27 protein-coding genes are annotated in these 26,761 nt (G+C 32.6%); 1 reads left to right on the top strand and 26 read right to left on the bottom strand.

Annotated elements, in window-relative coordinates; all coding sequences use genetic code 11:
- Positions 1-8: 8 nt before the first annotated feature.
- A complete protein-coding gene (locus tag NTX22_01610) occupies positions 9-1,073 on the bottom strand; it encodes a branched-chain amino acid aminotransferase (GenBank protein ID MCX6149201.1) in 1,065 nt (354 codons plus the stop codon).
- 217 nt (positions 1,074-1,290) lie between these two features.
- On the opposite strand from NTX22_01610, the gene NTX22_01605 reads away from it, so the two are divergent.
- Positions 1,291-2,064, top strand: a complete 774-nt coding sequence (locus tag NTX22_01605) for an ABC transporter permease (GenBank protein MCX6149200.1) — start codon at positions 1,291-1,293, stop codon at positions 2,062-2,064.
- Positions 2,065-2,141: 77 nt separating this feature from the next.
- Here NTX22_01605 and NTX22_01600 read toward each other — a convergent pair whose 3' ends face one another.
- The 25 genes from NTX22_01600 to NTX22_01480 all read right to left on the bottom strand — a co-directional run bounded on the left by NTX22_01600 (position 2,142) and on the right by NTX22_01480 (position 26,560).
- A complete protein-coding gene (locus NTX22_01600; GenBank protein ID MCX6149199.1) occupies positions 2,142-2,825 on the bottom strand; it encodes a hypothetical protein in 684 nt (227 codons plus the stop codon).
- Positions 2,826-3,257: 432 nt separating this feature from the next.
- The gene (gene uvrA / locus NTX22_01595; GenBank protein ID MCX6149198.1) at positions 3,258-6,035 is read right to left on the bottom strand and encodes an excinuclease ABC subunit UvrA; all 2,778 of its coding nucleotides are present in this window, start codon (positions 6,033-6,035) and stop codon (positions 3,258-3,260) included.
- Positions 6,036-6,138: 103 nt separating this feature from the next.
- Positions 6,139-7,179 (bottom strand): MlaD family protein, encoded by a 1,041-nt coding sequence (locus NTX22_01590; GenBank protein ID MCX6149197.1) that lies wholly within the window; start codon positions 7,177-7,179, stop codon positions 6,139-6,141.
- A gap of 12 nt (positions 7,180-7,191) precedes the next feature.
- On the bottom strand, positions 7,192-7,938 hold the full coding sequence (locus tag NTX22_01585; GenBank protein MCX6149196.1) for an ATP-binding cassette domain-containing protein: 747 nt from the start codon (positions 7,936-7,938) through the stop codon (positions 7,192-7,194).
- Positions 7,926-8,726, bottom strand: coding sequence for an ABC transporter permease (locus NTX22_01580; protein MCX6149195.1), 801 nt, complete (start codon positions 8,724-8,726; stop codon positions 7,926-7,928). The genes NTX22_01585 and NTX22_01580 overlap by 13 nt, the downstream gene beginning before the upstream one ends.
- An 80-nt stretch (positions 8,727-8,806) precedes the next feature.
- Positions 8,807-9,169, bottom strand: coding sequence for a YraN family protein (locus NTX22_01575; GenBank protein ID MCX6149194.1), 363 nt, complete (start codon positions 9,167-9,169; stop codon positions 8,807-8,809).
- Positions 9,150-9,770, bottom strand: a complete 621-nt coding sequence (locus NTX22_01570; GenBank protein ID MCX6149193.1) for a ribonuclease HII — start codon at positions 9,768-9,770, stop codon at positions 9,150-9,152. Before NTX22_01570 ends, NTX22_01575 begins: the two co-directional genes overlap by 20 nt.
- Positions 9,771-9,776: 6 nt before the next feature.
- Entirely contained in the window at positions 9,777-10,631 is an 855-nt protein-coding gene (locus NTX22_01565; GenBank protein ID MCX6149192.1) for a geranylgeranylglycerol-phosphate geranylgeranyltransferase, read from the bottom strand.
- Positions 10,621-12,378 carry a BamA/TamA family outer membrane protein gene (locus NTX22_01560; GenBank protein ID MCX6149191.1) on the bottom strand — a complete coding sequence of 586 codons (1,758 nt, stop codon included), beginning with the start codon at positions 12,376-12,378 and terminating at the stop codon, positions 10,621-10,623. The genes NTX22_01565 and NTX22_01560 overlap by 11 nt, the downstream gene beginning before the upstream one ends.
- Before the next feature lie 97 nt (positions 12,379-12,475).
- Complete coding sequence (locus NTX22_01555) at positions 12,476-13,429, bottom strand: PfkB family carbohydrate kinase (GenBank protein ID MCX6149190.1); 954 nt, start codon at positions 13,427-13,429, stop codon at positions 12,476-12,478.
- Between the two features lie 106 nt (positions 13,430-13,535).
- Complete coding sequence (locus tag NTX22_01550) at positions 13,536-14,804, bottom strand: GWxTD domain-containing protein (protein ID MCX6149189.1); 1,269 nt, start codon at positions 14,802-14,804, stop codon at positions 13,536-13,538.
- 208 nt (positions 14,805-15,012) lie between these two features.
- Entirely contained in the window at positions 15,013-16,314 is a 1,302-nt protein-coding gene (gene rimO / locus NTX22_01545) for a 30S ribosomal protein S12 methylthiotransferase RimO (GenBank protein ID MCX6149188.1), read from the bottom strand.
- Positions 16,315-16,343: 29 nt separating this feature from the next.
- Positions 16,344-17,156, bottom strand: a complete 813-nt coding sequence (locus NTX22_01540; protein MCX6149187.1) for a phosphatidate cytidylyltransferase — start codon at positions 17,154-17,156, stop codon at positions 16,344-16,346.
- Between the two features lie 4 nt (positions 17,157-17,160).
- A complete protein-coding gene (locus NTX22_01535; GenBank protein MCX6149186.1) occupies positions 17,161-17,511 on the bottom strand; it encodes a DUF2007 domain-containing protein in 351 nt (116 codons plus the stop codon).
- 37 nt (positions 17,512-17,548) lie between these two features.
- Positions 17,549-18,523, bottom strand: a complete 975-nt coding sequence (locus tag NTX22_01530; protein ID MCX6149185.1) for a CPBP family glutamic-type intramembrane protease — start codon at positions 18,521-18,523, stop codon at positions 17,549-17,551.
- A gap of 95 nt (positions 18,524-18,618) precedes the next feature.
- Positions 18,619-19,428 carry a DUF3108 domain-containing protein gene (locus NTX22_01525; GenBank protein ID MCX6149184.1) on the bottom strand — a complete coding sequence of 270 codons (810 nt, stop codon included), beginning with the start codon at positions 19,426-19,428 and terminating at the stop codon, positions 18,619-18,621.
- Positions 19,429-19,444: 16 nt separating this feature from the next.
- On the bottom strand, positions 19,445-20,473 hold the full coding sequence (locus NTX22_01520; GenBank protein ID MCX6149183.1) for a glycosyltransferase family 9 protein: 1,029 nt from the start codon (positions 20,471-20,473) through the stop codon (positions 19,445-19,447).
- Positions 20,470-21,084 (bottom strand): DNA-3-methyladenine glycosylase, encoded by a 615-nt coding sequence (locus NTX22_01515; GenBank protein MCX6149182.1) that lies wholly within the window; start codon positions 21,082-21,084, stop codon positions 20,470-20,472. The genes NTX22_01520 and NTX22_01515 overlap by 4 nt, the downstream gene beginning before the upstream one ends.
- Before the next feature lie 32 nt (positions 21,085-21,116).
- Positions 21,117-21,842 carry a tetratricopeptide repeat protein gene (locus tag NTX22_01510; protein MCX6149181.1) on the bottom strand — a complete coding sequence of 242 codons (726 nt, stop codon included), beginning with the start codon at positions 21,840-21,842 and terminating at the stop codon, positions 21,117-21,119.
- 99 nt (positions 21,843-21,941) lie between these two features.
- Entirely contained in the window at positions 21,942-23,393 is a 1,452-nt protein-coding gene (locus NTX22_01505; protein MCX6149180.1) for a glycosyltransferase, read from the bottom strand.
- A 23-nt stretch (positions 23,394-23,416) separates the two neighbouring features.
- Positions 23,417-23,944, bottom strand: a complete 528-nt coding sequence (gene lptE / locus NTX22_01500; GenBank protein MCX6149179.1) for an LPS assembly lipoprotein LptE — start codon at positions 23,942-23,944, stop codon at positions 23,417-23,419.
- Positions 23,934-25,031 (bottom strand): sigma-54 dependent transcriptional regulator, encoded by a 1,098-nt coding sequence (locus NTX22_01495; protein MCX6149178.1) that lies wholly within the window; start codon positions 25,029-25,031, stop codon positions 23,934-23,936. The genes lptE and NTX22_01495 overlap by 11 nt, the downstream gene beginning before the upstream one ends.
- 87 nt (positions 25,032-25,118) lie before the next feature.
- Entirely contained in the window at positions 25,119-25,913 is a 795-nt protein-coding gene (locus NTX22_01490; GenBank protein MCX6149177.1) for an MBL fold metallo-hydrolase, read from the bottom strand.
- Positions 25,914-26,093: 180 nt separating this feature from the next.
- A complete protein-coding gene (locus NTX22_01485; protein ID MCX6149176.1) occupies positions 26,094-26,360 on the bottom strand; it encodes a type II toxin-antitoxin system RelE/ParE family toxin in 267 nt (88 codons plus the stop codon).
- Entirely contained in the window at positions 26,357-26,560 is a 204-nt protein-coding gene (locus tag NTX22_01480; protein MCX6149175.1) for a hypothetical protein, read from the bottom strand. The genes NTX22_01485 and NTX22_01480 overlap by 4 nt, the downstream gene beginning before the upstream one ends.
- Between the last annotated feature and the right edge of the window lie 201 nt (positions 26,561-26,761).

Below are 26,761 nucleotides of genomic sequence, written 5' to 3'. Positions count from 1 at the left end.
GCTTTTCACTAAATATAACTTAACCAGTTATAGGTGTCAGGTTTCATTCCGTATTGAATTGACGATATTTTCTCAAACAATTTTAGTTCAAGTTCGTTCGGTTCTCCATTATTAAATTTCAAAACCCTTTCTTTGAACGTCAGAGATTCTACAGAAGAAATAACTGCTGCAGTTCCGGTTCCAAAAACGCACTTCACATTACCTTTATCATATTCAGAAATCAATTCTTCAAGACTTATCAGTCTTTCTGTAATGTTTTCTCCCCATTCCTTTAATAGTTGGATTACGGTTAACCTTGTAATTCCTGGTAGAATACTTCCGGTTAAAGCAGGAGTTACAATTTCATTTTTTAATGCAATAAAAATATTCATTGCTCCAACTTCATCGATATATTTTAATTCCACTCCATCAAGCCAAAGCACCTGTGCGAATCCTTTTTTTGCTGCTTCCTGTCCAGCTAAAAGACTTGCAGCATAATTTGCAGATGTCTTACAATCACCCAAACCTTTTCTTACAGCACGCACATAATCATCCTGCGCAAGTATTTTTACCGGCTTAAATCCTTCTGAATAATAAGCTCCAACTGGTGATAGAATTATTAATAATTTATAACTTTTAGATGATTTGACACCAAGCTGTGGATCTGATCCAAAAATAAAAGGACGGATATAAAGTGAATTTCCATTGCCATCGGGAACCCAATCTTTATCAATTCGGATTAATTCTTTCAGGGCTTCCAATACAAAAGTTTTATCTACTTCCGGAATACATAAACGTCTTGCAGAATTGTTCAATCGTTCTAAATGTTTATCAGGGCGGAACAATGCAATTTTTCCGGATAAGGTTTTAAATGCTTTCAATCCTTCAAAAATAGCTTGTCCGTAATGAAAAACCATTGTGGCAGGATCAAGAGATAGATTTTCATATTTCTTAATTGTCGGCTCAGTCCAACCTTTTCCATCAACATAATTCATCTCAAAAAGATGGTCCGTAAATATTTTACCAAATTCCAATTTTTCTGGAAGTTGGAGAGTATCAGTATGGTTACTTATCTGATAGTTTATTTTTTGCATACAAACACCACAAGTTGTTAAAAGATCTTATTAAATTGCTCAAAATTTTCAATATCATGTTAAGGAAAAAAAATCAAATTTAAAAATGAAATTGTGGAAGATAACATTACTACCATAATCAAAAACTAAGTTTTAAAAACTTTTTATTTAACTCATATCATTTTTCTTTAAGATTGATTTTAGGTAAATTAACAAACAAAAATTAGTAGAAACTGATTTGTTAAAAAGATTTTTAACTGCAACTGGTAAAAAAACATTAGACTTCCTGGAAGAACTTGGGCAGGTTGCAAATCTGTTAATATCAATTGTTCGATACTTTCCATCAATCATTCGAAGCAGGAATCTTGTTCTTTTCCAGATGGAACACATCGGAGTTAATTCCCTTCCTTTAGTTTTAATTATTGCAACTTTTACTGGGGCAGTTTCTGCATGGCAAGCCGCTTATCAATTAAAAGGTCTTGCTCCATTATCTTTTATGGGTACTGCAACAAGCCGAGCTATTATTACTGAACTTGGTCCTGTCCTAACTGCTATAGTAATTGCGGGTAGGGTCGGAGCCTCAATTGCAGCAGAGCTTGGATCTATGAAAGTTACAGAACAAATTGATGCTCTTGAAACAATGGCAATAAGCCCAGTACGTTACCTGGCTATGCCCCGATTTTTTGCCTCTATTGTAATGATGCCTATACTTGTTATTTTTGCAAATATTATTTCTATCATTGGTGCATTTGTAATTTCAAACCTGTTTTTGGGAATTTCTTTCACAGTATATTTCCTTTCTGTAAAAAGATTCTTTCTATTTGGGGATTTTGTTTTCGGTTTGGTTAAAGCTGTTTTTTTTGGCGGAGTTACTTCACTACTGGGGTGTCATATTGGATTTAAAACTGAAGGTGGGGCAGAAGGAGTAGGAAATTCTACAATCCGATCCTTTGTTCTTTCTTCTGCATTAATTTTAATTCTTGATTATATCTTATGGACACTGATGTTTTAAAAGTTTATAGGATTTAAAAATAAAAAGGTGTAGTCATCCTGCACCTTTTTAAATTTGGAATATTACTAAAATATTTCTTAGTCTTGCCCTTCCAAAATCAGGTCATCTTCTTCAGTTTCTTCAAAAGATTCCATCGCTCTGATTGAAAGATAATCATCATAAAACTCTTCATATTCCAGGTTAAGTGGCTCTACTAATTTATCTAACTGATTATTTAGAATATTTTCTGCCTCTTGAAAAGAAGCGTTTAAAGACAAAGCCGCAGTGCTGGAAACAAATGTGATAATTTTACTATCAAGAGCATCCCTAAAACTTTCAATCTTCAAATTAAGTTCTTGCAATGTACTTTTTAGAACTCCATATTTATTTAACTTGGAAAGATTACTCATTGCATATTGAAGAATTGCAAAAGCTTTATTTGCAAGTTCACTATCTCTAAGTCTTATCAAATGACTGTGAGATATGCGCGTTTTTTCTTTCAATTCAATATTCCCTGATTCTCTGGCAAAGGTAAATAATGCAGTTGTAATAGGAACAAGAGAAAAAAGCAACTCATCCTTTGCATTATATGTTGTGATGGTTTTTTCCAATGCATCAGAAGATAATTCTTTATCTCTTACTTTTATTTCATCCATCGCTTTACGCAGCTTGGAAATTGCATAGTAAAACGAACGATTTGTGGAAATTATATCTCTGTTTTCATTTAGATAGGAGATGACTGTCTGGTACATTGATAGTTTGTTTTTTTCATTGTCGCTCATAGCTGCCCTCTTATATTTATTATTAAAAAATTAAAAACTTGATGAGGAGTAATTTCTGATTCTAAATTACTCCCCTTAGTTACTGTTGAGGCAAGTTAATGTGCCCATTAATTATTCTTGCCTTTCAGATTTTGTTTCTTCCCTCTAATGTTAAATTCTTTTATTGAATGTGATACTTTTAATTTTTTCACTGAAAATTTTTATTATGGGATCAATCAGTATTTATAAGAACTTCAAATAACTGAATGAAACATAGTATTAAGTAAATTTGTGAGGTATAGGCGTTTGACTGAAAGTAATGTAAGGTTTTGTCCTACAAATCGGAGTCGTGGTCTTTTAATAAGATAAAACTTTTTTATATGATCTCAAATTCATTTTTATAGAAATAATTTTCTTTTGAATATGAATAATCAAGAGAAACTAAATTAATTATTAATTCAGCATTTTCTTTAGAAATTGTCCGGTAAATGATTGTTGCACTTTTGCAATTTCTTCCGGTGTTCCTGTTGCAACAATATTTCCGCCCCTTTCACCAGCATCGGGACCAAGATCAATTATAAAATCAGCACATTTAATAATTTCCATATTATGCTCAATGATTACAACTGAATTATTATTTTTTAAAAGCATAAAAAAACAATTCAACAATTTTCTGATATCATCAAAGTGAAGTCCGGTTGTTGGTTCATCAAAAATAAAAAGTGTATTATCTGATTGCCGTTGAGTAACAAGATGAGCCGCCAATTTAACACGCTGTGCCTCACCACCGGAAAGTGTATTGGATGGCTGACCAAGTTTAATGTAGCCCAATCCTACATCAGAAAGAACCTGAAGATAACTTTCAATTTTTTTTGTGCCACTAAAAAACTCAAGAGCAACATCAACTGACATTTCCAGTACATCAACAAGGTTCTTTCCTTTAAATGTAATTTCTCTAATTTCTTTTTTAAATCGTGTTCCTTTGCAATCCTCACATTCCAAATATATATCAGCCAAAAACTGCATTTCAACTTTCACGTAACCTTCACCTTGGCAAGTTTCGCATCTGCCACCGGGGACATTAAAAGAAAAATAGCCGGGTTTATATCCTTTAGCCTTTGCCTGGTGAGTCGAGGCAAACAACTCCCGGATGTGCTCAAACGCCTTAACATAACTGATAGGATTTGACCGCGGAGATTTACCTATCGGAGATTGATCGACAATTTCAATTGCATTTATATATTTAACTCCGCTGATATCATCAAACCTGCCAATCTTTGCCGGGTTGCCTCCTTTGGTTTTTACAACTCCGCCATATAAGCAATCGTGTATTAATGTACTTTTACCAGATCCACTTACACCGGTAATAACAACAAATTTATTCAACGGAATTTCAACATCAATATTTTTTAGATTATTTTCCCGAGCGCCTTTAATAGTAATAACTTTTGTTTCTTCAACTTTTCTATGCTCTGGAATTGGAATAGATAATTTTCCTGAAAGATATTTTGCAGTTAGTGAATTTTCATTTCTTAATACTTCGTCATAACTTCCAATTGCAACTATTTCTCCACCATTGATTCCAGCGCGCGGTCCCATATCAACAAGTACATCAGCTTCTTTCATCATCTCAGGATCGTGCTCTACAACTAAAACTGTGTTGCCAATATCTCTTAATGATTTTAGTATGTTGATCAATCTTGAATTATCTCTCGGATGTAATCCAATGCTCGGTTCATCCAAGACATATAGAGTTCCAATTAGCGAAGAACCTAATGCAGTAGCAAGATTTATTCTTTGCGTTTCTCCGCCGGAAAGAGTGCTGCTCATTCTATCAATTGTAAGGTATCCTAATCCTACATCATTTAAAAAAGTTAATCGCTTGATTATTTCTTTTAATAACCTATCACCAACTGCCAAATCGTATTCTGATAATTTAATGGATTTGAAAAAGTTCAAAACATTTTCAATTGAAAGTGAAATCAAATCCTGTATAGCTTTACCTTCAATCTTTACCTGGTAAGTTTCTCTTCGTAAGCGGGAACCCTTGCAGGCACTACACAAAGTACAACCACGGTACCGGCTAAGTAAAACCCGAATGTGCATTTTATATGTATGTCGTTCTAATTCTTCAAAAAATCCTTCAATCCCATGAAATCCCTTATAACCTTTTTTAATTAAATTAATTTGTTCTTCAGTTAAATTTTTGAAAGGGATGTTGATTGGGATATTATTTTCTTTTGCTGTTCTTACCAAATCTCTTAAGTGCTTACTGAATTTTACAGAGCGCCAGGGTGCAATTGCACCATCCAATATTGTTAAGTTTGGTTCCGGTACAACAAGGTCCATATCAATTCCAACTGTTCTGCCAAAGCCCTGGCAAACCGGACAAGCTCCAAATGGATTGTTAAATGAAAAGAACCTTGGTTCAGGTTCTTCATAGCGAATACCACAACACTCATAAAATTTATTAAAATGTTTTACTTCATTTGTTCCGGCATTTATAACACAATTTCTACCTTCGCCTTCTTTAAAACTGGTTTCAATTGATTCGGAAAGTGTTTCCCTTACTTGTCCTTTTTTTATTTTAAAGCGATCAACTACAACAAAAATATTTTCTTTCTTCTTGGGAAGTTTATAATCTTCATTCAAGTCTATTATCGCGTTTTTAATAAAGACTCTGAAAAATCCCCGTTTTTTTAACAGTTCGAATTCTTCCTTTACAGTTCTTCCGGCGTGTGGGTGAATTGGGAACCCAAGATAAAATCTTTCCTCCTCTGATTGTGTTTCAAGCCAATCGGATACAGTACCAACTGTATCCTTCTTTACAACATTTCCGCAGTTGATACAATATGTTTTTCCTATTCTTGCAAAAAGAAGCCTGAGGTAATCATAAACCTCGGTTGTTGTTCCAACAGTTGAACGGGTATTTCTGGTACCAGTTTTTTGTTCGATGGCAACTGCAGGACAAATGCCATAAATGAAATCAACATCAGGTTTGTTTATTCTTTCCAGAAACTGGCGTGCATAAGATGAAAGGCTTTCAACATATCGGCGTTGTCCTTCAGCATAAATTGTATCAAACACCAAAGATGATTTTCCACTTCCGCTTACACCTGTAAAAACAACTAATTTATTTCTTGGAATTTCTATATCGATGTTTTTAAGATTATGCTGGCGTGCACCTTTAACAATTATTTTATCTCTGGAATAAATTTCTTTTTTTGCCATACAAAACTATCAACTCTTTTAAACGTAGTTTTTGATATTAAAAATTGGAATGCCTGATTAAAGTAAAAGTGAAATGCAATTACTGAGCACTATTGATTTAAATCTACTTACTTCCACCTGTTCGTCTTTCAATCTCCTGCAACTGTTTTATCCTTTCATCTAAAGTTCTTGTTCTATCTTTCAACTCTTGAATTTTACTATCCACACTTTTTTCATATTCGCCAATATCCCAATAACCGCGCTCTTCAAAATAGCTTTTGAACAACCAGTTGTGTTTTAAAGCTTCCATATTTTCTGCAAACTTAGTTGCGCCAGTTTTTATTCCATCAGTCATTGATAATAAATTACGCACAATTACAGTAACAGAATCATTGTAACTACTTTTTTCTGAAACTAAAGAACCTAAAACACCTTTCCCCTCCTTAACTGTGGCAACAATACCATCAATTTTTTTAACAATGCTATCAATTCCAGTAACAATATTTTGAAAATCAGCAGTTACTCCAACAATAGCATCACCAATTTGGTTCATTCGTGAGGTTATAGAACTTAAACTTTTATCGGCAGAAACAGTAAGCTGGTTGGTTGAATTATACAATTGATCATCATTAATAAGTTTTCCGATTGTTCCATCACCACGATTAATCTTATTAACTATTTCAGAAAAATCTTTGCTTATCTCCTTTATATAATTCAAGGTTCCCTGGCTTTCTTCAATAATTTGAGCAATGCTTAATGGTGATTTTGAAGTAATAAAACCGCCTTCGGCTACAACTTTGGCGCTTGTGCTTCCGACAGTTAAAACGACAATTTTATTCCCAACTAAACCTTCTGTTTCAATTGATGCTTTGGAATCGATACGAATAAAATTTCTAACTTCAGATTGAATCCGCATAGAAACTATTACTTTTCCTGTGGTATCCTTTGCAATTTCAATATCGCTTACACTTCCAACATCAATACCGCTCATTCTAACAGCCGCGCCAACACGCAAGCCTTCAATGTTATTGAACATCGCTTTTGCAGTAAAAGTTGGTGTAAAAAGTGATTCCTTATTTCCAACTAAAAAAATGGCAATCACTAAAAGTATGGTGCCCAGAAAAACAAATAATCCTAATCTGGCACCTGTTAAATGTTTAAACATTAAAATCTCCTGTCAAGATATAATTGTTTCTTTACTGAAAAAATTTCTAAGGAAAATATCCTCAGAGCTTGTTAGTTCCTGTATTGTGCCCTGGTATTTTATTTTACCTTCTATTAAAAAGATTGCTCTATCTGCAATAATGTTTGCACAAATCAAATCGTGAGTAACAGCAATTGAAGTCATATTTAATTTTTTTTGAAGTTCTAAAATCAACTCACTAATTTCTTTTGTAGTTAAAGGATCAAGTCCAGTTGTCGGTTCATCGTAAAGCATCAACTTTGGTTCAGTAATAATTGATCTGGCAAGCGCAACTCTTTTTCGCATTCCACCAGATAGCTCTGAAGGCATCTTGCCAATCGCATCTTCAAGCGAAACCATATGCAAAGCATTAATTACTTTTTCCTCAATTTCTTTTGCGGAAAAATTAAAATTACGAATAAGTGGAAACGCTAAGTTTTCCCTGACTGACATCGAATCGTAAAGAGCCCCACTTTGAAAGAGAAATCCAATTTGTTTCCGAACTTCATTAAGCTCATTAATTTTTAATTTAAGAACATTTCTACCATCAATAAAAATTTCTCCATCTTCCGGAATCATCAATCCAATCATACACTTTAATAAAACACTTTTACCTGTTCCGCTTCTACCAAAAACAACTAAGTTTTCTCCTACATCAACATTTAGTGAAATGTCATCAAGAACTTTATTACTATCAAATCCTTTGGATAGATTATTTATTTTTACAATTAAGTCGGCCATAACCACAAAGAAATTTTTACTAAAATAGTATCGAATAAAAGAATTAAAAGAGATGAAACTACAACAGAAGTTGTTGAAGCACGTCCAACACCTTCCGTTCCACTGCTGGCGGTAAAGCCTTTGTAAGCTCCAACAATTCCAACAATGTACCCAAAGACAAAAGTCTTGGCAATTCCGGGAATAACATCTCCGAACTGAATTGCTTTTAAAACCGAATCAATATAATAATTGAAGTTTACACTTTGAGTAATTATGAGTGCAAGATAGCCTCCAATAACTGCAATGAAAATAACATAAACTGTTAATATTGGAAGAATCATTGTGCAAGCAATTACACGCGTAACAACCAAAAACTTAAATGGATTGATAGCAGAAACTTCCATAGCATCAATTTGTTCAGTTACGCGCATAGAACCAAGTTCGGCACCAATACCAGAGCTGACTCTGCCAGCAAAAATAAGTGCGGTAAGAACAGGTCCCAATTCTCTAACAACAGATAGAGCTACCATTCCAGGTAAAAAAGCTTCAGCTCCAAAACGAATCATAACTGGCTGGCTTTGCATTGTAAGAACGAGACCAATTATAAAACCAGTTATACTAACTATCGGAAGTGTTTTAACTCCAAGTTCATCCATATGCTTTTTAATTTCTGCAACATCAAACGGAGGAATAAAAAGATTTTTAAAAAACAGGATAGAGAAAGCCGTTAATCCACCAATTGTATCAAAGAATTCATTTAATTTATTCTTTGTCAAAGTATTTTTATTAGAGATTTTTTCTGCAGGCATTATTACTTAAAAACAATTTGATTTTGATGTAAAGATAGCAAATAAAAAAATAAGTTAAAATTTTGATAATTGAATTAGTACTAAAAAGCATCTGCGTAATAATTGATAACTGGTTTTCCTTTGGTTAATTCCAGAATAGCCACAACATCAAATCGGCAAGTAACTTCATTTATATTTTTATCAAATAGATATGTGTTTGCCAGTTTTCTAAGCTGATTCATTTTATTCTTAGTAATTCCATATTCGGGCTCGCCAAATTCCAGATTCTTTCTGTACTTTACTTCAGCAAAAACCAGCGTTTCGCCATCTTTTGCAATAATATCAATTTCACCTGTCTTTCCATAACGATAATTTCGTTCTATAATTTTGAAGCCTTTCTTCAAAAGAAAATCACAGGCTAAATCTTCTCCTTCATTTCCAACTTTACTTGAACTCAAATTCATTTTGCACACCAATAATATTTTTTAAAAAAGTTTTTCGATGGAGAATGCAAGGTCCAAACTTCTTCAAAGCCCCGATATGAGCTTTTGTACCATAACCTTTATTTTGTTCCCAAAAATATTGCGGATATTTTTTTGAGAGTGCGGTCATAATTTTGTCTCGTGTTACTTTAGCTATAATTGAAGCTGCAGCAATGCAGAATGATTTTTCATCACCATCAACAATTGCCAGCGTTGGTATTTTTGAATAAAAGGATTTGTTACCATCTATTAAAATCAAATCTGGTTTTACTTTTAATTTTTCAAAAGATTTTTTCATCGCTTTAAGAGTTGCCTGCAAAATATTAATCCTATCAATTTGTTGCTGGTTTATAATACAAAATGACCAAGCCAGAGCTTTGCTTTTAATTTCATAAAAAAGTTCTTCTCTTACTTTAGAAGATAATTTTTTCGAATCGTTCACACGTGGGATAAAAATGTCATTCTTAAAAATGACAGATGCAGCAACCACTGGCCCGGCAAGCGGTCCCCTGCCAGCTTCGTCTATACCAGCAATTAAATTTATCTTATCACTAAGAAATGAATTATCAAAATTTTTCATCATTTTAATTTATTTGCCTAGATAAATTGCAATTAACCCTAGTGCCATATCTAATTTTAAGATCGAACTAAGTCTGCCTAAATTTTTCTTACTTGTACTGTTAATTAGCATTTTGATAAAGTAAACCAAAATTGTATTTACTGTTATCATAACCATTATAAAATATTCAATCCTGTATAACTTTAAAATGAACGGAACTAAAGTAAACAGAATTAAGAAAATTGCAAAAACAATAACAAGATTTTTTGAGGTATTGAATCCATACTTGATTGGAAAAGTTTGGACATTATTTATCTTGTCACCTTCAATATCTTCCATATCTTTTATAATTTCGCGGATAAGATTAATGAGGAACGCAAATACAGCAGGAATAAAACTGCCATTGATATTACCAACAGAAACACTTCCAAAAATAAAAGCTAATCCTGTCATAAAACTGACTGTTATATTTCCGACTAAAGGAATTTTTTTTAGACGATAAGAATACAGAAACACTAAAATGATTGAGCAGATCACTATCATAATTGCAAAATAATTTATCAGAATTGTAAACAGTATTGCCAACACATTCAAAATGTAAAACAAAATCCAGGCTTGTTGTTTTGAAATCAATCCCTTAGGCAAAACTCTATCCGGTCTGTTTATTCTATCAATTTCAATATCAAAAAGATCATTCACAACATTACCTGCTGACCCGACTAGAGACCCTGCCAGCGCAGCCAAAATAATGTTGGGGAAAAGCATTACATCTTCTGAGCAAATTACCCCGGCAACCATTATTGAAAGGAAAGTAATTAAAAAGTTTAAAGGACGAACTATTTTAAAAACGCTTACAATTTTTTGAAATATTAAATTAGAATTCATTTATCAAACCAAAATGTATTTTCCCTTGTCCGAATGAATCTCCATTTGCAAGAGCATAACTAACTGAAAGAACTCCTAATCCGGTTTCTATATTTAATCCCAAACCATATCCCAATTTTATAGATGAAATTTTCGGAACAGTTGTTTTAGAATCGGCATTACGAAGATAATACCCAGAATCGAAAAATAAAAAGGCATATGTTCTTTTGGAAAGAAGAAAACGATTCTCAAGATTCGACCAAAGTAAACGATTCCCAAGAAATTGATTTTCTCTATAACCGCGTAATGTATTTGTACCACCAAGTTTAAATAAATCGCTGACTTCAAAAAAAGTCCCTTGCATTTCTCTACCATGGATTCCAATTGCAACAACCTGTCTTTTAATAATCTCCTGGTATAATTGAAAATCAATAGCAAAGCGTTGAAGATTTATGTTGCGTATTAAAGTTGAAGTAAAATATTTCTCCGGTCCGTTTATTTTTTTTTGGCTAAAGGAATAGCTATTAAGAAAGTATATTCCTTTTGTTGGTGAATAATAATCATCGCGGGAGTCGATCTTAACACTCAATCCAGTAGTTAATGAAGATGAATTGTAAACTGTAAAAACAGAGTAGTCGGATTCAGTTGGAATTACAGATTCTGCTGCAATAGTAACGGAAGCAGATAAATCTTCCGATGCAAGAAATTCTACTGCTCCTTCAAATTTTCTCTGGACGTATGAAGTATCCTGCTTTTGTTGAAGGAAGCCAGCATTGAGATTAAAAGGAAAACCTAACACCCAGGGCTCAAGAAATTTCACCTCCAGCTCTTGTGAATATCTATCGATTCTCTGCCACTTAAAAGCTGCTGCCCTACCAGTTCCAAATAAGTTACGCAGACTAACATTTACAAGTCCGGTTATGTATCCTTTTTGTTCTTTCTGATTTCCCGGAACGTAACCGATAAGTCCATCAAAATTATTTGTTTCCTTTTCCTTTAATTGAATAAGGAGCACTCCTTCATTTTTGGAATTAAAAAAGAATGATGGTGTTTCAACTGGATCAAAGAAACGAAGTCGATTCAGTTTATTCGGAATTTCTTCAATTTGTTTTTGCGAGTAAAGTGTGCCTTTGGAAATTCTGGTATCCCGAATAATAACATAGTCCTTTGTTTTTGTATTTCCCTTTATTTCAACTTTGTCAATCCTGCTAACTTTGCCAGTATCAATCTTTAGGTAAACATCAGCATAATGCTTGTTTTCAAGTGAATCGATAAAAAAGTTTGCTGATGTAATTTTAACTTTGGAAAACGGAAAACCATTCTCTTCGTAATAATTTAGAATATTGGAAATGCTGTTCTCTAACTCTGATTTGATAAAAATTTTATCTTTCAAAAAATCAAAATCTTGCAAGAAAATATTTGAATCAGCAGCAATACCAGAAAGAAAAATATTCTTTAGAAATGTTGGCTCACCTTCTTCTATTTTGATAAAGAGATTTGCTTTCTGTGAATCTGGTTGAATAATAAGTTTTGATTCTGCGAGATCTGAATTATAATAACCGTTTAGAATTAAATTCTCAGTAATTCTTTTTTTAATTGAATCAACAACAGAAGGAAACACTTTATTGCCAGAACTAATTTTCGCCCAACTAATGTAATCGCTGCGCGTAAAATTCTTATTGCCAACCACATCAATTTTATCAATTATTTGTGCTGATAAATTCAGTGCAAAAATAATGATGAATATGATTTTAAGATAAGTTGGCATTTAAATAATTCTTTTTGAAAAGTAGGATAAAACATAATGGATTTTGAATTGAAAGGAAACAGAAAAAGCTGGTAAAATTTTTACTATCAATAGTTACTTAATCCTCAATTCTCATTTTCTTCCCAATAGTTTCAATTTTTATTTCATCTTTTAACAAAGCAACATCCTCTAATTTGATGTTACATACATCCCATCTTGCTGCATTTATAGTTCCCAATGAAATTGCGGTTTTCAAAGTTTCTTCAAAAGTAAGCGATTGATGAGTTCCGTAAATAATTCCTGCTACAAATGCATCGCCACTGCCTGTTGAATCAACTTCATTTATGATTGGAGTTTCTGCTTTGAAATTAAAATCGAAATTGCTGGCATAAACCGGGCTGCTTCCATTCGTTAAGTAAACTTGTTTTATATTCTTATTGTAAAGATTCTGGAGATACTCCAGGATTTCTTTTTCTTCAGATAATCTGATATTAAGTGAGCTTTTAATTTCCTGTAAATTGTTGTGAATGATTGTCGGGCTTTTCTCAATACAATTTTGCAAATGCTTTCCGTATGTATCGCATATTGAAATTTTGTCGAACTCGTTTGCTGCTTCAATACCGAAAGGAAAAATACTATCTGTTTTTTCACAAGGTGAGCTTCCGGAAAAGACAACAATCTCACAATTCTCAATCATCTTTTTTAATTTAATTTTGAATTCATCGACTTCTTCATTTGTAATTTGTGCATTCGGACCAAAGAAAGTTGTAATGCGGATTTCATTTTCTTCAATAACCAAAGTTGCTTCACGGGTTTCATTTTTAGTTTGAATTGAGGTAAAGTTGATATGCTCTTGTGCCAAAAGATTTTTCATTATTCTACCATTGTTGCCGCCAAGAAAAGTAAATGCAAGATTTTTTATGCTTAGAAGGTCTAACTCCCTGCTAACATTAATTCCTTTGCCTCCGGCAGTGTAAAATTCTTTTTCAGCTTTCTGTGAAGCCCCCAACTGAATTGCAGGAAAAACGAGTCGGCGCTCCAATAGCGGGTTGAGAGTTATTGTAAGAATCATTTATTTTGTTACAATATTACTAAAAGCATTATTTGATTGTTGATTAAGAATCTCGGATTGCAGACCGAAATTTAATATTCAGAATCCTGAAAATAACGTAGTAAACTTATGGTCTATATTTCCACCAACTGCCATAAACCGGAGTTATTAATCTATAATCTCCAAAACCAGTTTCATCAACAAAAATAAACTGTCGGCTAATATCGTAATAGTCCCATACTTCATAAGGTTTGGAATCATACTCAAACGGATGTCGTTCCACATTATTTGGTGGACCAAGAGTAGTATAAATCATTCCCATATCAGTTTTCCATCCTTCAATGTAATGCTTAAAATGCTCAGTGGAATATTCTATCCTTCTGTAGTACTCTTCAAAAATTTCATTTTCATCGGTCTGCGGTGTTGGATCTTTTGCACGCCAATAATCTAAATATCGTTTCAGTTTTTCATCCTTATTTGGAGCATCTTTAATAAAATCCAGTTCCGATTCTCTGGAAATATACATCATCTGGTCAACAGCTTTATCTAGGTCTCTAACTGAACCTGGAATTCCAATCCATTTTGAAAAGAAAGATTTTACTGCGGTTGTAATTAACTTATCATTGCTATCAAATATATTCACATTAAGTTTATACTCACCCATACTTAACTCTGGATTTTTTAATGTGTAGTCAATATTATTAACGCCGGAATGTAAATTCTGCGTCACTTTTGCAGAAAAAATTTTTTCACCCTGTTTATCAGAAATTAAATATTCAACCTGAAGATTACGTACAGTATCGGAATAAATTTCAAAGTATAAGCTCAATCCTTCTTTTTGAGCGGCAACGTTTCTGGCAATGTTAGGCACTATTTGTTTTTTACCATTAACTTCAACTTTGTTTAAGATTAGAATTAAATCGCTTATGGCAATTGTTCCAGCCAAATCTCTTAAAGTAAATTTATCTGTCCTTACATAATTTTTTTTAGAATCCTGGTCCTCAACTTCGGTGCGGATAGTATAATTGTTTGGTGATAGATCAAATGATTTTGTACTTATGAAATAATTATTCTGGGATTCTGTAGTTGAAAAATTTTTAGAGCTAACCGATTCATTCCAGGTTTTTTCAGTAATTAGTTTTTCATTAGCTTCATCCAGGATGGAAATTGTAACCGAATAACCAGCTTTAAAACCATCTATTGATTTAACAAATTGAATTACTTTGTAGGGTACTTCCACGTAAACATCCATTCTGGTTTTTCCGGTTTGAGCGCTGCGGAAGTTCAATGCATCATAATAAAAAATTGGCAGCAGCCCCACACCTTTTTTAGAATTTTCTACTTGCGCAATTACTGGAAGACTTAGAACCAAAAGCAAAATTAATAATGATTTCATTTTAATTTCCTGGTTATGAACAATTTTTAACTAATCATTTTCATGAATCTGAGCACAAAAAAATTTCGTATTAGAACTTCTTTTACTTTTAAAACGATGTTTTGGAGAAATAGGTTTCCATTTTCATCTTTCTAATTTTACCAAAGTTTCTTTCATCGCTTTTAAACTATTTTTCCGTTCAACTTAATTAAATAAAATAAATTAAAATCTACCTCAGTTTACCAAATAAATCATATTCATTAAAATCATAAATCGCTACATTGTAAAAATTTCCAACTTCCAAATTATAAATAGAAGGAATTAGAATTTCACCATCAACTTCCGGTGCATCGCGGTAAGAGCGAGCAACATAAAATCCACCTTTAGCTTTTCCTTCAAAATCATCAACGATTACTCGTAAAGTTTTTCCAACAAAATTTTTATTTTTCTTAAGTGAAATTTCTTTTTGGATTTCCATCAAAATAGCTTTTCTTTCTTCTTTTTTTGCCTCCGGAATAGGATCTCCAAGAATGTAACTGGGAGTATTTTCTTCGATTGAATATGTGAAAACCCCAAGTTTATCAAACTCAACTTCTTTCACAAACTCGCACAGCTCATTAAAACATTTTTCACTTTCGTTTGGGTACCCAACAATAAATGTTGTTCTTAATGTTAAACCGGGGATTCTTTCTTTCAGATTGAAAAGTAATTCTCTTGTTCTTCTGGATGTAATTCCGCGACGCATTGATTTTAACACTTCATCCGAAATATGTTGAAGCGGAATATCTATGTACTTAATAATTTTCGGATTTTCAGCAATCACATTTATAACATCTTTTGGAAAATGAGATGGATAAGCATAAAGCAATCTTATCCATTCGATTCCATTAATTTCACTTAGCTTTGTTAAAAGTTCAGCAAGATTTCTTTTCTCATATAAATCTACCCCATAATCAGTAGTATCTTGCCCAATAATAATTAATTCTTTCACATTATTTTTAGCAAGGAAAGTTGCTTCTTCTAATAAGCTTTTCATAGGTCTGGAATTATGTTTTCCCCGCATTAAAGGAATAGCGCAGAATGAACAAGGATTACTGCATCCTTCAGAAATTTTCAGGTATGCATAATGGCTTGGAGTTGTAATAAGTCTTTCACCAAGCAGTTCATATTTTAATTCACCGCCAAGATATTTTAGAATTTGCGCATAATTTTCTGTACCGAAATAACCATCGACCTCTGAAATATCGTTAAGTAAATCATCTTTGTATCTTTGGGATAAACAACCAGCAACAATTACCTTTTTAATCTTACCAGCTTTTTTTAATTCTATCGCTTCAAGGATTGTGTTTATTGATTCTTCTTTTGCAGATTCTATAAATCCACAAGTATTTATAATTACAGTATCCGCATTATTCGGATCTTCCACCAGATTGAAATTATTTACCTTTAGTTGATTCATAAGTCTTTCCGAATCAACTGTATTTTTAGAACATCCTAAAGTCACCACACCGATCTTGTGTTTACGAATCATTAAATTATCTTTCCGCCAAAGCCATTAGTTTACTTTAAAAATGAGATATATAAATAAATTACTGGTGAACTTAGTAACAGAGAATCGAACCTATCAAAGACGCCACCATGTCCGGGAATTATATTAGAGGAATCTTTTACACCAGAATCCCTTTTTATAAGTGATTCAACCAAATCACCTATTTGACCAATGGAACCGATTATGGTTCCAACGACTACCGCATCTATTATTGAAAATAAATTAAGGAATAAATACTTAAATCCAACCATTGTAATGATGGCAAAAATAAAGCCCGCAATTGCACCTTCCCAACTTTTCTTTGGGCTAACCCGCAAGAATAGTTTATGTTTTCCAAATGCCGAACCAAAGAAAAATGCGGCTGAATCACAAATCCAGATAGTTATAAAAATTGAAATAATTAAGTATCCACCAAAGTAATATTCTTCCTTAAAGAATTCTCTTAACATTACAACCGAACTGAAAAACAAGCCGATGTAAAATATTCCAAGCAGTGAAACACCAAGATTTAAAATTGCCGATTCTTTATTTCTGAACAATTCAATTAAAACTAAAAGTACAACAATAATTATAATCAGGTGTTGGTAATCCAGTAAATTGGAAAAAGAATTAATAATCAAAACCGCAGATGCAAGAGAACCAATAATATAATTTGAAAAAGCAAATTTCTTAGCGGCAAGTTGATAAAATTCATATAATGAGAGTAGTCCAATCAATAAAATGAAAGATACAAAGAACCAACCTCCAAGGTAGCATACTAAAAGGATAAGAGGCATTGTAACAAGTGCAACGAGAATTCGGGTAACGGTATTTCCTAAAGTCATAAATTTATTCTTCAGTTTCCTCGTTTGATTTTGATGAATCTATGTCCTGAATAATCATTTTTGCGGATTCAATATCATCTTTCTTTACCAGCAGCTTAACAATGGAAAAATCTCCAATTGCCGGAAAATTTCTGTCGTTTTGAGAAACGATTTGAGATTGAATTCCCGCACCTTCAAGATTTGCTTTGATCATTTCAGCTTTATACTCTTCGCTGCAAGTATAAATGATTTCCCAATCTTCTGGATTTATCAGATGTTCTTTAAATTCCTTCTCATTAACAAGTTCATATCCACAATCAGGACAAACTGAAACTCCCTCGATATATTCATATTCACATTTGGGACATATTGGCATAAATCCTCCTTAAAATTATTTCGTTAACGCTCATTAACTAATATAACCTGGAATCCTCTGAAAGTTTAGGTTTATAATAAGTACGATTGATATAATAAATCACTAACAAAAATAAAATAGATAAACCTAAAAATGAAAATACTGAAATTTTAACTTCAGGAAAAGAAACACTCATTGGTGTGGATATTTGGTTCATTCCAAAAACAAAATACAATATCACAGCAATGAAGTTATTTAAGAAATGAAGTGAAATTGGTAAAAAGATCGATTCACTTTTGTAAGCCGCATAACCAAAGTAAAGTCCCAATAAAATTAGCGGCAGAACCTGGTATGGATGAAAATGATAAATTCCAAAAAATATAGCTGTAATTAATGCACTGATAAACGGTTTATATTTATGTTCAAAACTTTTCTGAATAAATCCTCGGAAAAAAGTTTCTTCACAAACAGCCGGCACTACCGCTACTACAAAAACAATAAAGGATGCTTCAGAAATGGAATGAAACCGAAGTAAGCCTGCGTACGATTCTTCAACTATTTTATCAATTTGATCTAAAAACAATTTTGCTTTGTTAACAACAGGAAATGCATCTGCTATTTTGATAATGAAATAATTTTGTATGTAAAGATAATTTTGAAGTAACCCGGCTAAAAGAATTAATCCTAAAGAGAAAAGGAGAATTTCGGCTGCTTTCGGTGCTTTGAATCTAATAATTGTTGATACATTTTCATAAACATATTTAGAAAAAACCAATGCGGGAAGTAATATAAAAAGAATTTGACCGGCAGTAGTTAACAATCTTAACGAAGTAACATCAACATCTTTTAAATTAAGTCCAAAAATTGTTATTGTTAAAAGACTTCCACCAAACTGATACAAAATGAAGACTAAAATCAATCCAAAATAAGCAGCAGCTACGGGAGTTATCTTCGGTTTATTCCCTCGCTTTTCTTCATCCCCATCATTAGCATTTGGAAGACTCACCTGATTATTTAATTGATTATCAGTCATAAACTTAAATTAGGTGGAAAATGGTTAATTACATTCTCCTCTAATTTAATTCTATTGTAATCAAATTCAAAGTTCATAAATAAAATGAGCTTAAATCATTTTACTTTTGATTCAAGCTTACCAGCTAAACCCTGGTAGGAAGTTAATTCAGCATCAATAGAGCCAATGATTATTTTGGTTTTTACTTTGATTGGGATTTTCAATTGATCATCAGTCAACCATACTAAAATACTTCCTTCACTTTTAAATAATCCACCTTCCATTACTAATGGTTCTACCAAAAAACAATTAAAAGTACCGGCGCCAACACTAATTCTTTCTTTGCCATGGTAAACTACATCAAGTGGATAAATTTTATCTTTATAGAAATTTTCTAAGTGAATCTTTTGACCTTTTTTGAAATTGGAAAAATCATAAGTTCTTACATAGTAAAGTGCCGAGACAATATCGTTTGCATATTTAGAAATGTTGTATTCGCCTTCCGTTGTTTTAGCTTTACTCTTGCGTTGATCAAAAAAAGCGGAAAAATCCCTGGAGTATTTTCCTTCGCGAATATGCTGTTCAAATCGCCAGGGAAAAAGCCCTTCTACATCCAGGTAAGTTTCGTATCGATCACGGACTTTAAAGAACCAATCAAAACTCGGTAAGGAATTAACCAGGAAAACAATATGATAAGCATCGCGTCCAGAAATTTTTTTAATTTTTGGAATTTCCCAGGTTGCAATACCCGCGGTAACAAAACCATATTTAACATCAAATGTAAACTTCTCGCCAGCTCTAAATGCGTTGTTTGTTACCTTCCGGAATTCTGATTCAGGGTTTTCTCCAAAAACTTTAGAAGTTGTTGGAATTGTTAAAAATAAAATTCCTGTTATTAAAAAAATCATTATTCTAAATTTGAACATGAAAATCTCCGTTTCATTAAATATGCAGCATAGATTTAATTTTTCCAAAAACCTTATCAATGTCAATTGAATCCATACAGTTCAGGCGCTCACATTGTTCTCGATTACAATTCTTACAATCAATCGTTGGTTGAAATATAAAACTTTTTTCTGAATATGGTCCCCATCTTTCCGGCGAACAAGCTTTAATCTTTGGATAAAAACCTACAACATGTTTTCCCAAAGCTGCCGCTATATGAATTGGACCAGTTGAATTTGCAATCAGCATTTCTGATTTATTTATCAACGCTATCAGTTCTTCCAGATTAAATATTCCAGCCAGATTTTTTATTTTGCTATTAACAGATAAATCTTCGCACAATTTTTTTTCTGCCTCATTACCTGTTAAGATAATATTTACACCCAATTCCTGTGCCGCCCGTGTTATAAGGTTTTTCATTTTAGAAAAAGGCAAATCAACGGCGCTACCGCCACTACCTGGATGAAAAATAATAATTGATAGGTTTAACTTCACTTCGTTTTGCAACAACAACTGTTCAACTTTTAGTTCACTTTTTTTGCTAACTGGAAGATTAAAATTTATATTTTTCTTGTCCGGAGTTTCAACAATATTAAAAAATCGAAGAAGATTTAGGTTGTATTCAAGTTCATGCCGTTCGGCATATTTTCGATGTTCAAATGAACGAATATTAAAAAGAAAGGAGTACCATCTAAACCCAGTTCCAATACGATTCCTTATTCCAGAAAGAAAAATTATTAACGCAATTGTGAAAGATGGATAAACAATGATGCATGAATCAAATTTAAACTTTCTAATTACCTTAACATTAGTCCACAATAATATTTTGTTTTTGTTTTCAATCAGCTGGAAAGAATTATCTATTTGAGGATGATTAATAACAAGGCTTTTTGTGTACTCACGTGTAAGGAAAGTAATTTTACATTTTGGGAAATGCTTTTTTACAATTCCAGCCATTGGCAAAGACAAAACAACATCGCCAATTCTATCAGTCCTTACAATTAAAAGATTCTTTGGTTCAATCATTTCTTAGATACAAATGGATTATCTTTAATATAAAACCTCCATAACAACTCAGTAGATTTTGTTATTCCAATTCTTTTGGTAACAACAATTTTTTCTTCCCGGATCTTTTTAGCGTTTTGAATGTAAATTTCATCACCAAGTAAATCAATGCCATTATCTTTATTTGAAATGTTAAAAGCTTTACAAATTTTACCAGGACCACTTGTTAAATTAAGAAATTCCTTTTCATTTAAAAAATTTTTCCCAAAGCGATTGATTGCCATTTTTTCAATTCCTTCAAGTGGTTCCACTGCCCTGATGAGAACTGCCTTACCTTCCCCTTGCTTTCCAGAAACAACATTACAACAAAAATACATTCCGTATGTAAAATAAACATATAAATAGCCGCCATTGCCAAACATAATTTCATTTCTTTTTGTTTTACCTTTAAATGAATGCGAAGCTTCGTCTATAAAACCATCATAGGCTTCCACTTCCACAATTTTACCAGAATAATTATATACTTTATCTTTCCTTATCAGGATTTTGCCTAACAAATTCCTGGCAACGGTTAAAACATCTTGGTCATAAAATTTTTTGGTGAGTTTTTGCACTGGATTTAAAGAAGACATTTTTTTAGAAAGAGAATTAACAATTCATTTCATCAATTGATATCGGGAACTTGATTTTTTATTTCATCTATTTGTATTTGAAACTCTTGTTTACGATAAGGGAATTTTAGTTTTAACTTTTCAAAGACGTTTATTGCTTCTTTAAATTTTCCCTGAGAAGAATAAATTTTAGCAATTGTTTCTGATATAATTTCCTGTCCACCAGATTTTTTTTCATCATTTCGCTCTGGGAACGGATGCTTATCATCAATAATTATCTTAGCCGAATTGATTTTCCTGGCAAGGTCATCAAGCCTGTCGTCTAACCTTATGTTTTCAATATCCTTTTCCAATTCCTCAAAATCATTCAGGGATTTGTTTACCGGGGTGATTACAGAAGATGCAATTTCTTTTTCGGTAAACAAATTTTTTATATCATCATTTAAAAATGAAACTCGCCTGCTAACCGAAAAGTGGGAATCTACAGAACGCTGGTTTTCCATTTCATTTATATAAAAGTTTAATGTGGATTTGCATTTTAATAAATCGGCACCTTTTACAAAAGCTTTTTCAGCCTGTTCATATTCACCTTGCAACTCTAACACTTTACCAAGGAGCAAGTATGCAGTTGGATAAGCAGGAAATTTTTTAATTCCATCAATCAGAATTTCCAAAGCGGTTTCCAAATTATTTTTTTTAATTTCTAAATCTGCCGCTCTTGTAAATAGTGCTGAGTTTTTATTGTATTCGTAAATCAATGCAACTTTTTCGTCCAACACATTTATTCCACTGTTTAATTTGAATATGAATTTAGTTTAAAAAACGTAGGACGACCATTCAGGTCGTCCTTTATGTAAAAAATCTATTTTAGGTTTCCGTTATCTTTTTGCATGAGCACTTTTTAATGATGTATATGAAACAAATGCAAATCCAATAAAAAACATTAATTGAAACGGAAGTGAAGCGAGTTCCATAAAATAAATGGAAGCTGCCACACCAATAAAGCAGTAAACTGCTAAAATTAATTCCACGTAAACAGAAAGCTGTATTTTTTTATTAACATATTTTAAGGAATTTAAAACATCAGTTTTACTTCCGGCTTTATACTTTGGCGTTCTAACAAATTCACTTTTACGATTCATAAGTCCTTCCATTACAGCGCGGGAGTTGTTTAATGCAAAACCCATACTTCCAGCCATAAACAATGGGAACAATGCTATCTTCTTTCTCCAATCAGCGTGAATATCTTTTTGTGAATAAAGATAAAATAGAAATGAACTGAAGAAAGCTAAAACAAATATTGCCATAAAATTAAAGAATGTATCGTGCGGTCCGCTATTCTTAATAAAAATTAGTGGTACATTCAAAATTCCTGCAAGCAGAATGAATGGAAAGACAAAATTATTTGTAAGATGGAAAGTTGATTGTAATTTAACCCGCAATGGGATATCAGATTTCCAGACTAAAGGAAGAATTTTCTTAGCTGTTTCTATTGCACCTTTTGTCCATCTGAATTGTTGTGCTTTAAGAGCATTAATTTCAAATGGTAATTCTGCCGGCGTTGTAAAGTCCTTAAGAAAAACAAATTTCCATCCTCTTAATTGAGCACGGTAGCTTAAGTCTAAATCTTCAGTAAGAGTATCAGCTTGCCAATTGCCTGCATCCATAATACATTCTTTTTTCCAGATACCACCAGTGCCGTTAAAGTTAATAAAGAAACCGGCTTTGTTACGAACAGATTGTTCAATTACAAAATGACCATCGAGAGCCAATGCTTGAACTTTTGTAAGAATGGAATAATCACCATTCATATGTTCCCAGCGGGATTGAACCATTCCAACATTTGGCTTATTAAAATATTTTAGGGTTCTTGGAAGAAAATCTTTTTTAGGAACAAAGTCAGCATCAAAAATTGCAACAAAATCTCCCTTAGCAATTTTCAACCCTTCTTTTAAGGCACCTGCTTTAAATCCTTCCCGCGATCCTCTTCTAATATGCTGAATATCGAATCCTTCATCCTGTTTTGCTTTAACAAGTTTGGCTACTAATTCAGTCGTTTCGTCAGTAGAATCATCAAGCACCTGTATTTCCAACAATTCTTTTGGATATTCCATCTCACAAACTGAAGCAATGAGTCGATCTACAACAAACAATTCATTATAAAGTGGAAGCTGAATAGTAACTTTTTTATCAGGCAGAAAATCTTTATTTGCAATGGGATTATTTTTTTTGTATTTGTTATGATAGTAGATCATAATAAATCCGTGGCTGCCAAAAACAAGAAGTATAGAAAGTGAAATGAAGTATGATATCAGTACTATGTCATCCATAAAGGATCCTTTTATTATTTAACTTACCAATTAGAAACAGTCCCCAACAAAATATCGTCGGTTAATTTATTAATAGCAGATTCTATTGCCTGCCGCCTTGCTTCAACCACATTATCTTTAGTATCGTAATCGCCATAGTTAGTATATTTTTTATCGGAAATAATTTTCTTCTGAACTAAATCTTTAAACACAACCTTAACCGTAATATTTATCCTTCGCGAAGATACAGTTTCATTTCTTTCTACCGAAGTTACAACGTTTGGAGCATCATTCATTGAAATTATTGCGCATTCAAGTACTGCATCGGCATTAACTTTTTCTGCTACTTGAAGAGTATTATCATCAATAAACTTTTGAATCTGTTTCTGAGTAAAAGTTTCTCTTAAATTCGGTTCACCTGAGCCACTCTTATCTTCAAATACCGGAATAGCAACAGATTTTAAATGCGGTGCAACTGAAGCTCCGGTAAAGGAATAAAAGCACCCGGTAAAATTAACTACCAGCAGTATAACAAACAAGCTATATGTTAGGTTCTTAAGTTTATAAATCATACTCCTGGATCTTCCTGTATAATGTTCTTTCACTTATTTTTAACAAATTAGCTGCTTTTCTTTTATTGCCCTTTGTATATAGCAGAGTATTTTTGATTGCTTCCTTCTGTAAAACATCCAAAGAAACAACTTCATCAATTCTAACCGAATTTGAATCCTGATAGATTTCCTTGTTATGATGTAATATTTGTTTTAATTCAACCAGATCTTTTTTAATTTCGAACAATGCACGGTAAATCATCTCTCGATCTAAATCTTCAGATGATTTGTTAAGCGGGATTGGCAAATTCCGCACTTGCTGATCCGCAATATCCTGCTTGATATGTAGAAATGAATCGACATCTAATGTACTTGTTCGGTTCAACGCAATTGCAGTTTCAACAGAATTTTTTAATTCCCTAATATTTCCAGGCCAGTTATAGCTGGTTAAGAAATCAAGAGCTTCATTTGTAATAGTTGGAAGAGGAATATTATTATTTTTAGAATAACTCTCAATAAAATTAAAAACTAATTCGGGAATGTCTTCCTTCCTTTTTCTTAATGGCGGAATATTGAGTGTAACTGCTTTTAGCCTAAAGTAAAGGTCTTCTCTAAACCTCCTGCTGTCAACTTCCTTCTGAAGGTCTTTATTGGTAGCAGCAATAATTCTAACATCAACTTTTGTAACGGTCTCACTACCAAGCCGCATAAATTCCTTATTCTCAATTGCCCGAAGAAGTTTAACTTGAGTTGTCAGCGGCATCTCTGCAATTTCGTCAAGAAATAATGTTCCGTCATCAGCAATTTCAAAGTATCCTTTTCTTCCTTCAATGGCGCCTGTAAAAGATCCTTTTTTATGTCCAAAAAGTTCACTTTCCAGAATACCTTCCGGTATTGCACCACAATTTACGCTAACCAATTGTTTATCTTTCCGATTGCTGAAGTTATGAATAGCCCGTGCAAAAACCTCTTTGCCAACTCCGCTCTCGCCATAAAGTAATATTGAAATTTCTGAAGGAGCAACCTGCATTAAAATATCAACGAGGTCCTGGATTTCTTTAGACTTGCCGATTAAACCGAATTCTTTTTGAAACTCTTTGCGGGTCATTGTTCTTTTGTTTACAAAAAATTTACTGTTCTAAATTACACAATTTTTTATTTATAATGAATGCACATATTCCGTTTGTTGATTTTGTCATTTGGGAGAAAATGAATTCACAATCATTTTAAATCCATCATAAGCTAATACGATTTTATTTTTTTCTATTTCATTCAAATTTTGATGCCACCAAATTAGTTTGGATTCATCTTCATCAGAAATATGAGTTAAAATTATTTTTTGTGGAAGAAATTTTTGATAAGCATCCAGAATTCCCTGTTCGGAAATATGTGTTACTTCAGTAATTAACAAATCAACCTGTTCCTGGTTGAAAAGAAATAAGTCATCAACACTTCCAACATCTCCGGAATAAAAAAGGTTTATTTTTCCAATTGAAAAAAGAAAAGAAAAAGAACTGAGCAATGAATTATCAATTACTAATTCCTTGGATAGTTTTGCCAAATGCGAATTTAGTCTTGGTTTGAAATTAAAATCTTTTATTACTTCAACAAAATGATTTTCAATAATCGGAAGCAGGTTAACTTCAAATCCGAGCCGGGAAAGAAATATATAACTGGTTTCTAAAAATTTTATGAAATGCTCAACTAAATTTTTGCTAAGAAATATATTTAAGCCACTTGTCCTACCTTCCATTTTCATCTGGTTAAGGAGAGAAGAAATACCGGAAAGATGATCTGGGTGGAAATGAGAAAACAGGATTGAATCAATAGCACAATAATCCACACCATTAATTAACAATGCTTTGGAAATTCCATCACCGGCATCAATTAATAATTTGTGGTTGTTGAATGAAATCAAAATGGAAGAATGATTTCTAACAAGTGAGGTTTTGCCTGATCCTGTTCCAACGAATAAAATTTCTAAAGACATTTTTAATTTGCTATTCTTGAATTTCAGTTGTTGATTATTGCAAACGCAGCACTTCTGCTTACACATTAATACTAATGAAGCTAATTTCAGTTGTAGTAACGAAAAAGGAACTACTGTAATGTCAAACCCTGCCTACCGGCAGGCAGGCTTGAGACAGTAAATATTGAATAATTAATTTAATCAAGGAAAATATTTATAAATCTCCTTGCGATGTAATATTCTCTCAAGAATAATATTTTCCCCTTCCTTTCTTAGACCGATCCTATAATTACCAATCAGTACTTTGAAGAAATTATGGTAACCTTTCAACTGTTCTATCTTTTTACTTTTATAAATATTATTTAATCCAGGAAGCACATCAAAGATAAATTCCTCAATTGGAATTCTTAATTCGGAAGGGATAATCGCAAGTTCCTTTAGTGCCCTCTTTTTGTAAATAATTTTCACTTTTCTTTCGGCAGGTTTTTATAGAGTTCTTTAGCCTCCCGAATTTCAAACTTTTCATTATCAACTTCTTCTTTCATCAACTGCACTAAAGCATAATTCTCTAAAATTTCTTCAAGTTTTCTAAAAGAATCAATATCGATCTGAACTGCAATTTTATTGTTGCTTTCATCAACTATATATTTCTTTTTTATTGCTTCCATCTTTCCAATCTTTTTATTACAAATTAATCAATTTTTTTTTAATACAATCACCTAACAAATCTTAAATAATGTTAATTGCTGAATAGTATTGCTTTTTATCGTTGTTAATTCATAAATACCAAACAAAGCTAGAAGACCTGCCTGGACTGAAATCCTGTGAATAACAATTTTATAACTATTCTTATCTTCACTTAATTATCA

This window comes from Ignavibacteriales bacterium, assembly GCA_026390815.1.
In the GTDB taxonomy this organism is placed as follows: Bacteria; Bacteroidota; Ignavibacteria; order Ignavibacteriales; family SURF-24; genus JAPLFH01.
Note: the sequence above shows the minus strand (reverse complement) of the source record. Positions and strands in the feature narration are given on the sequence as shown.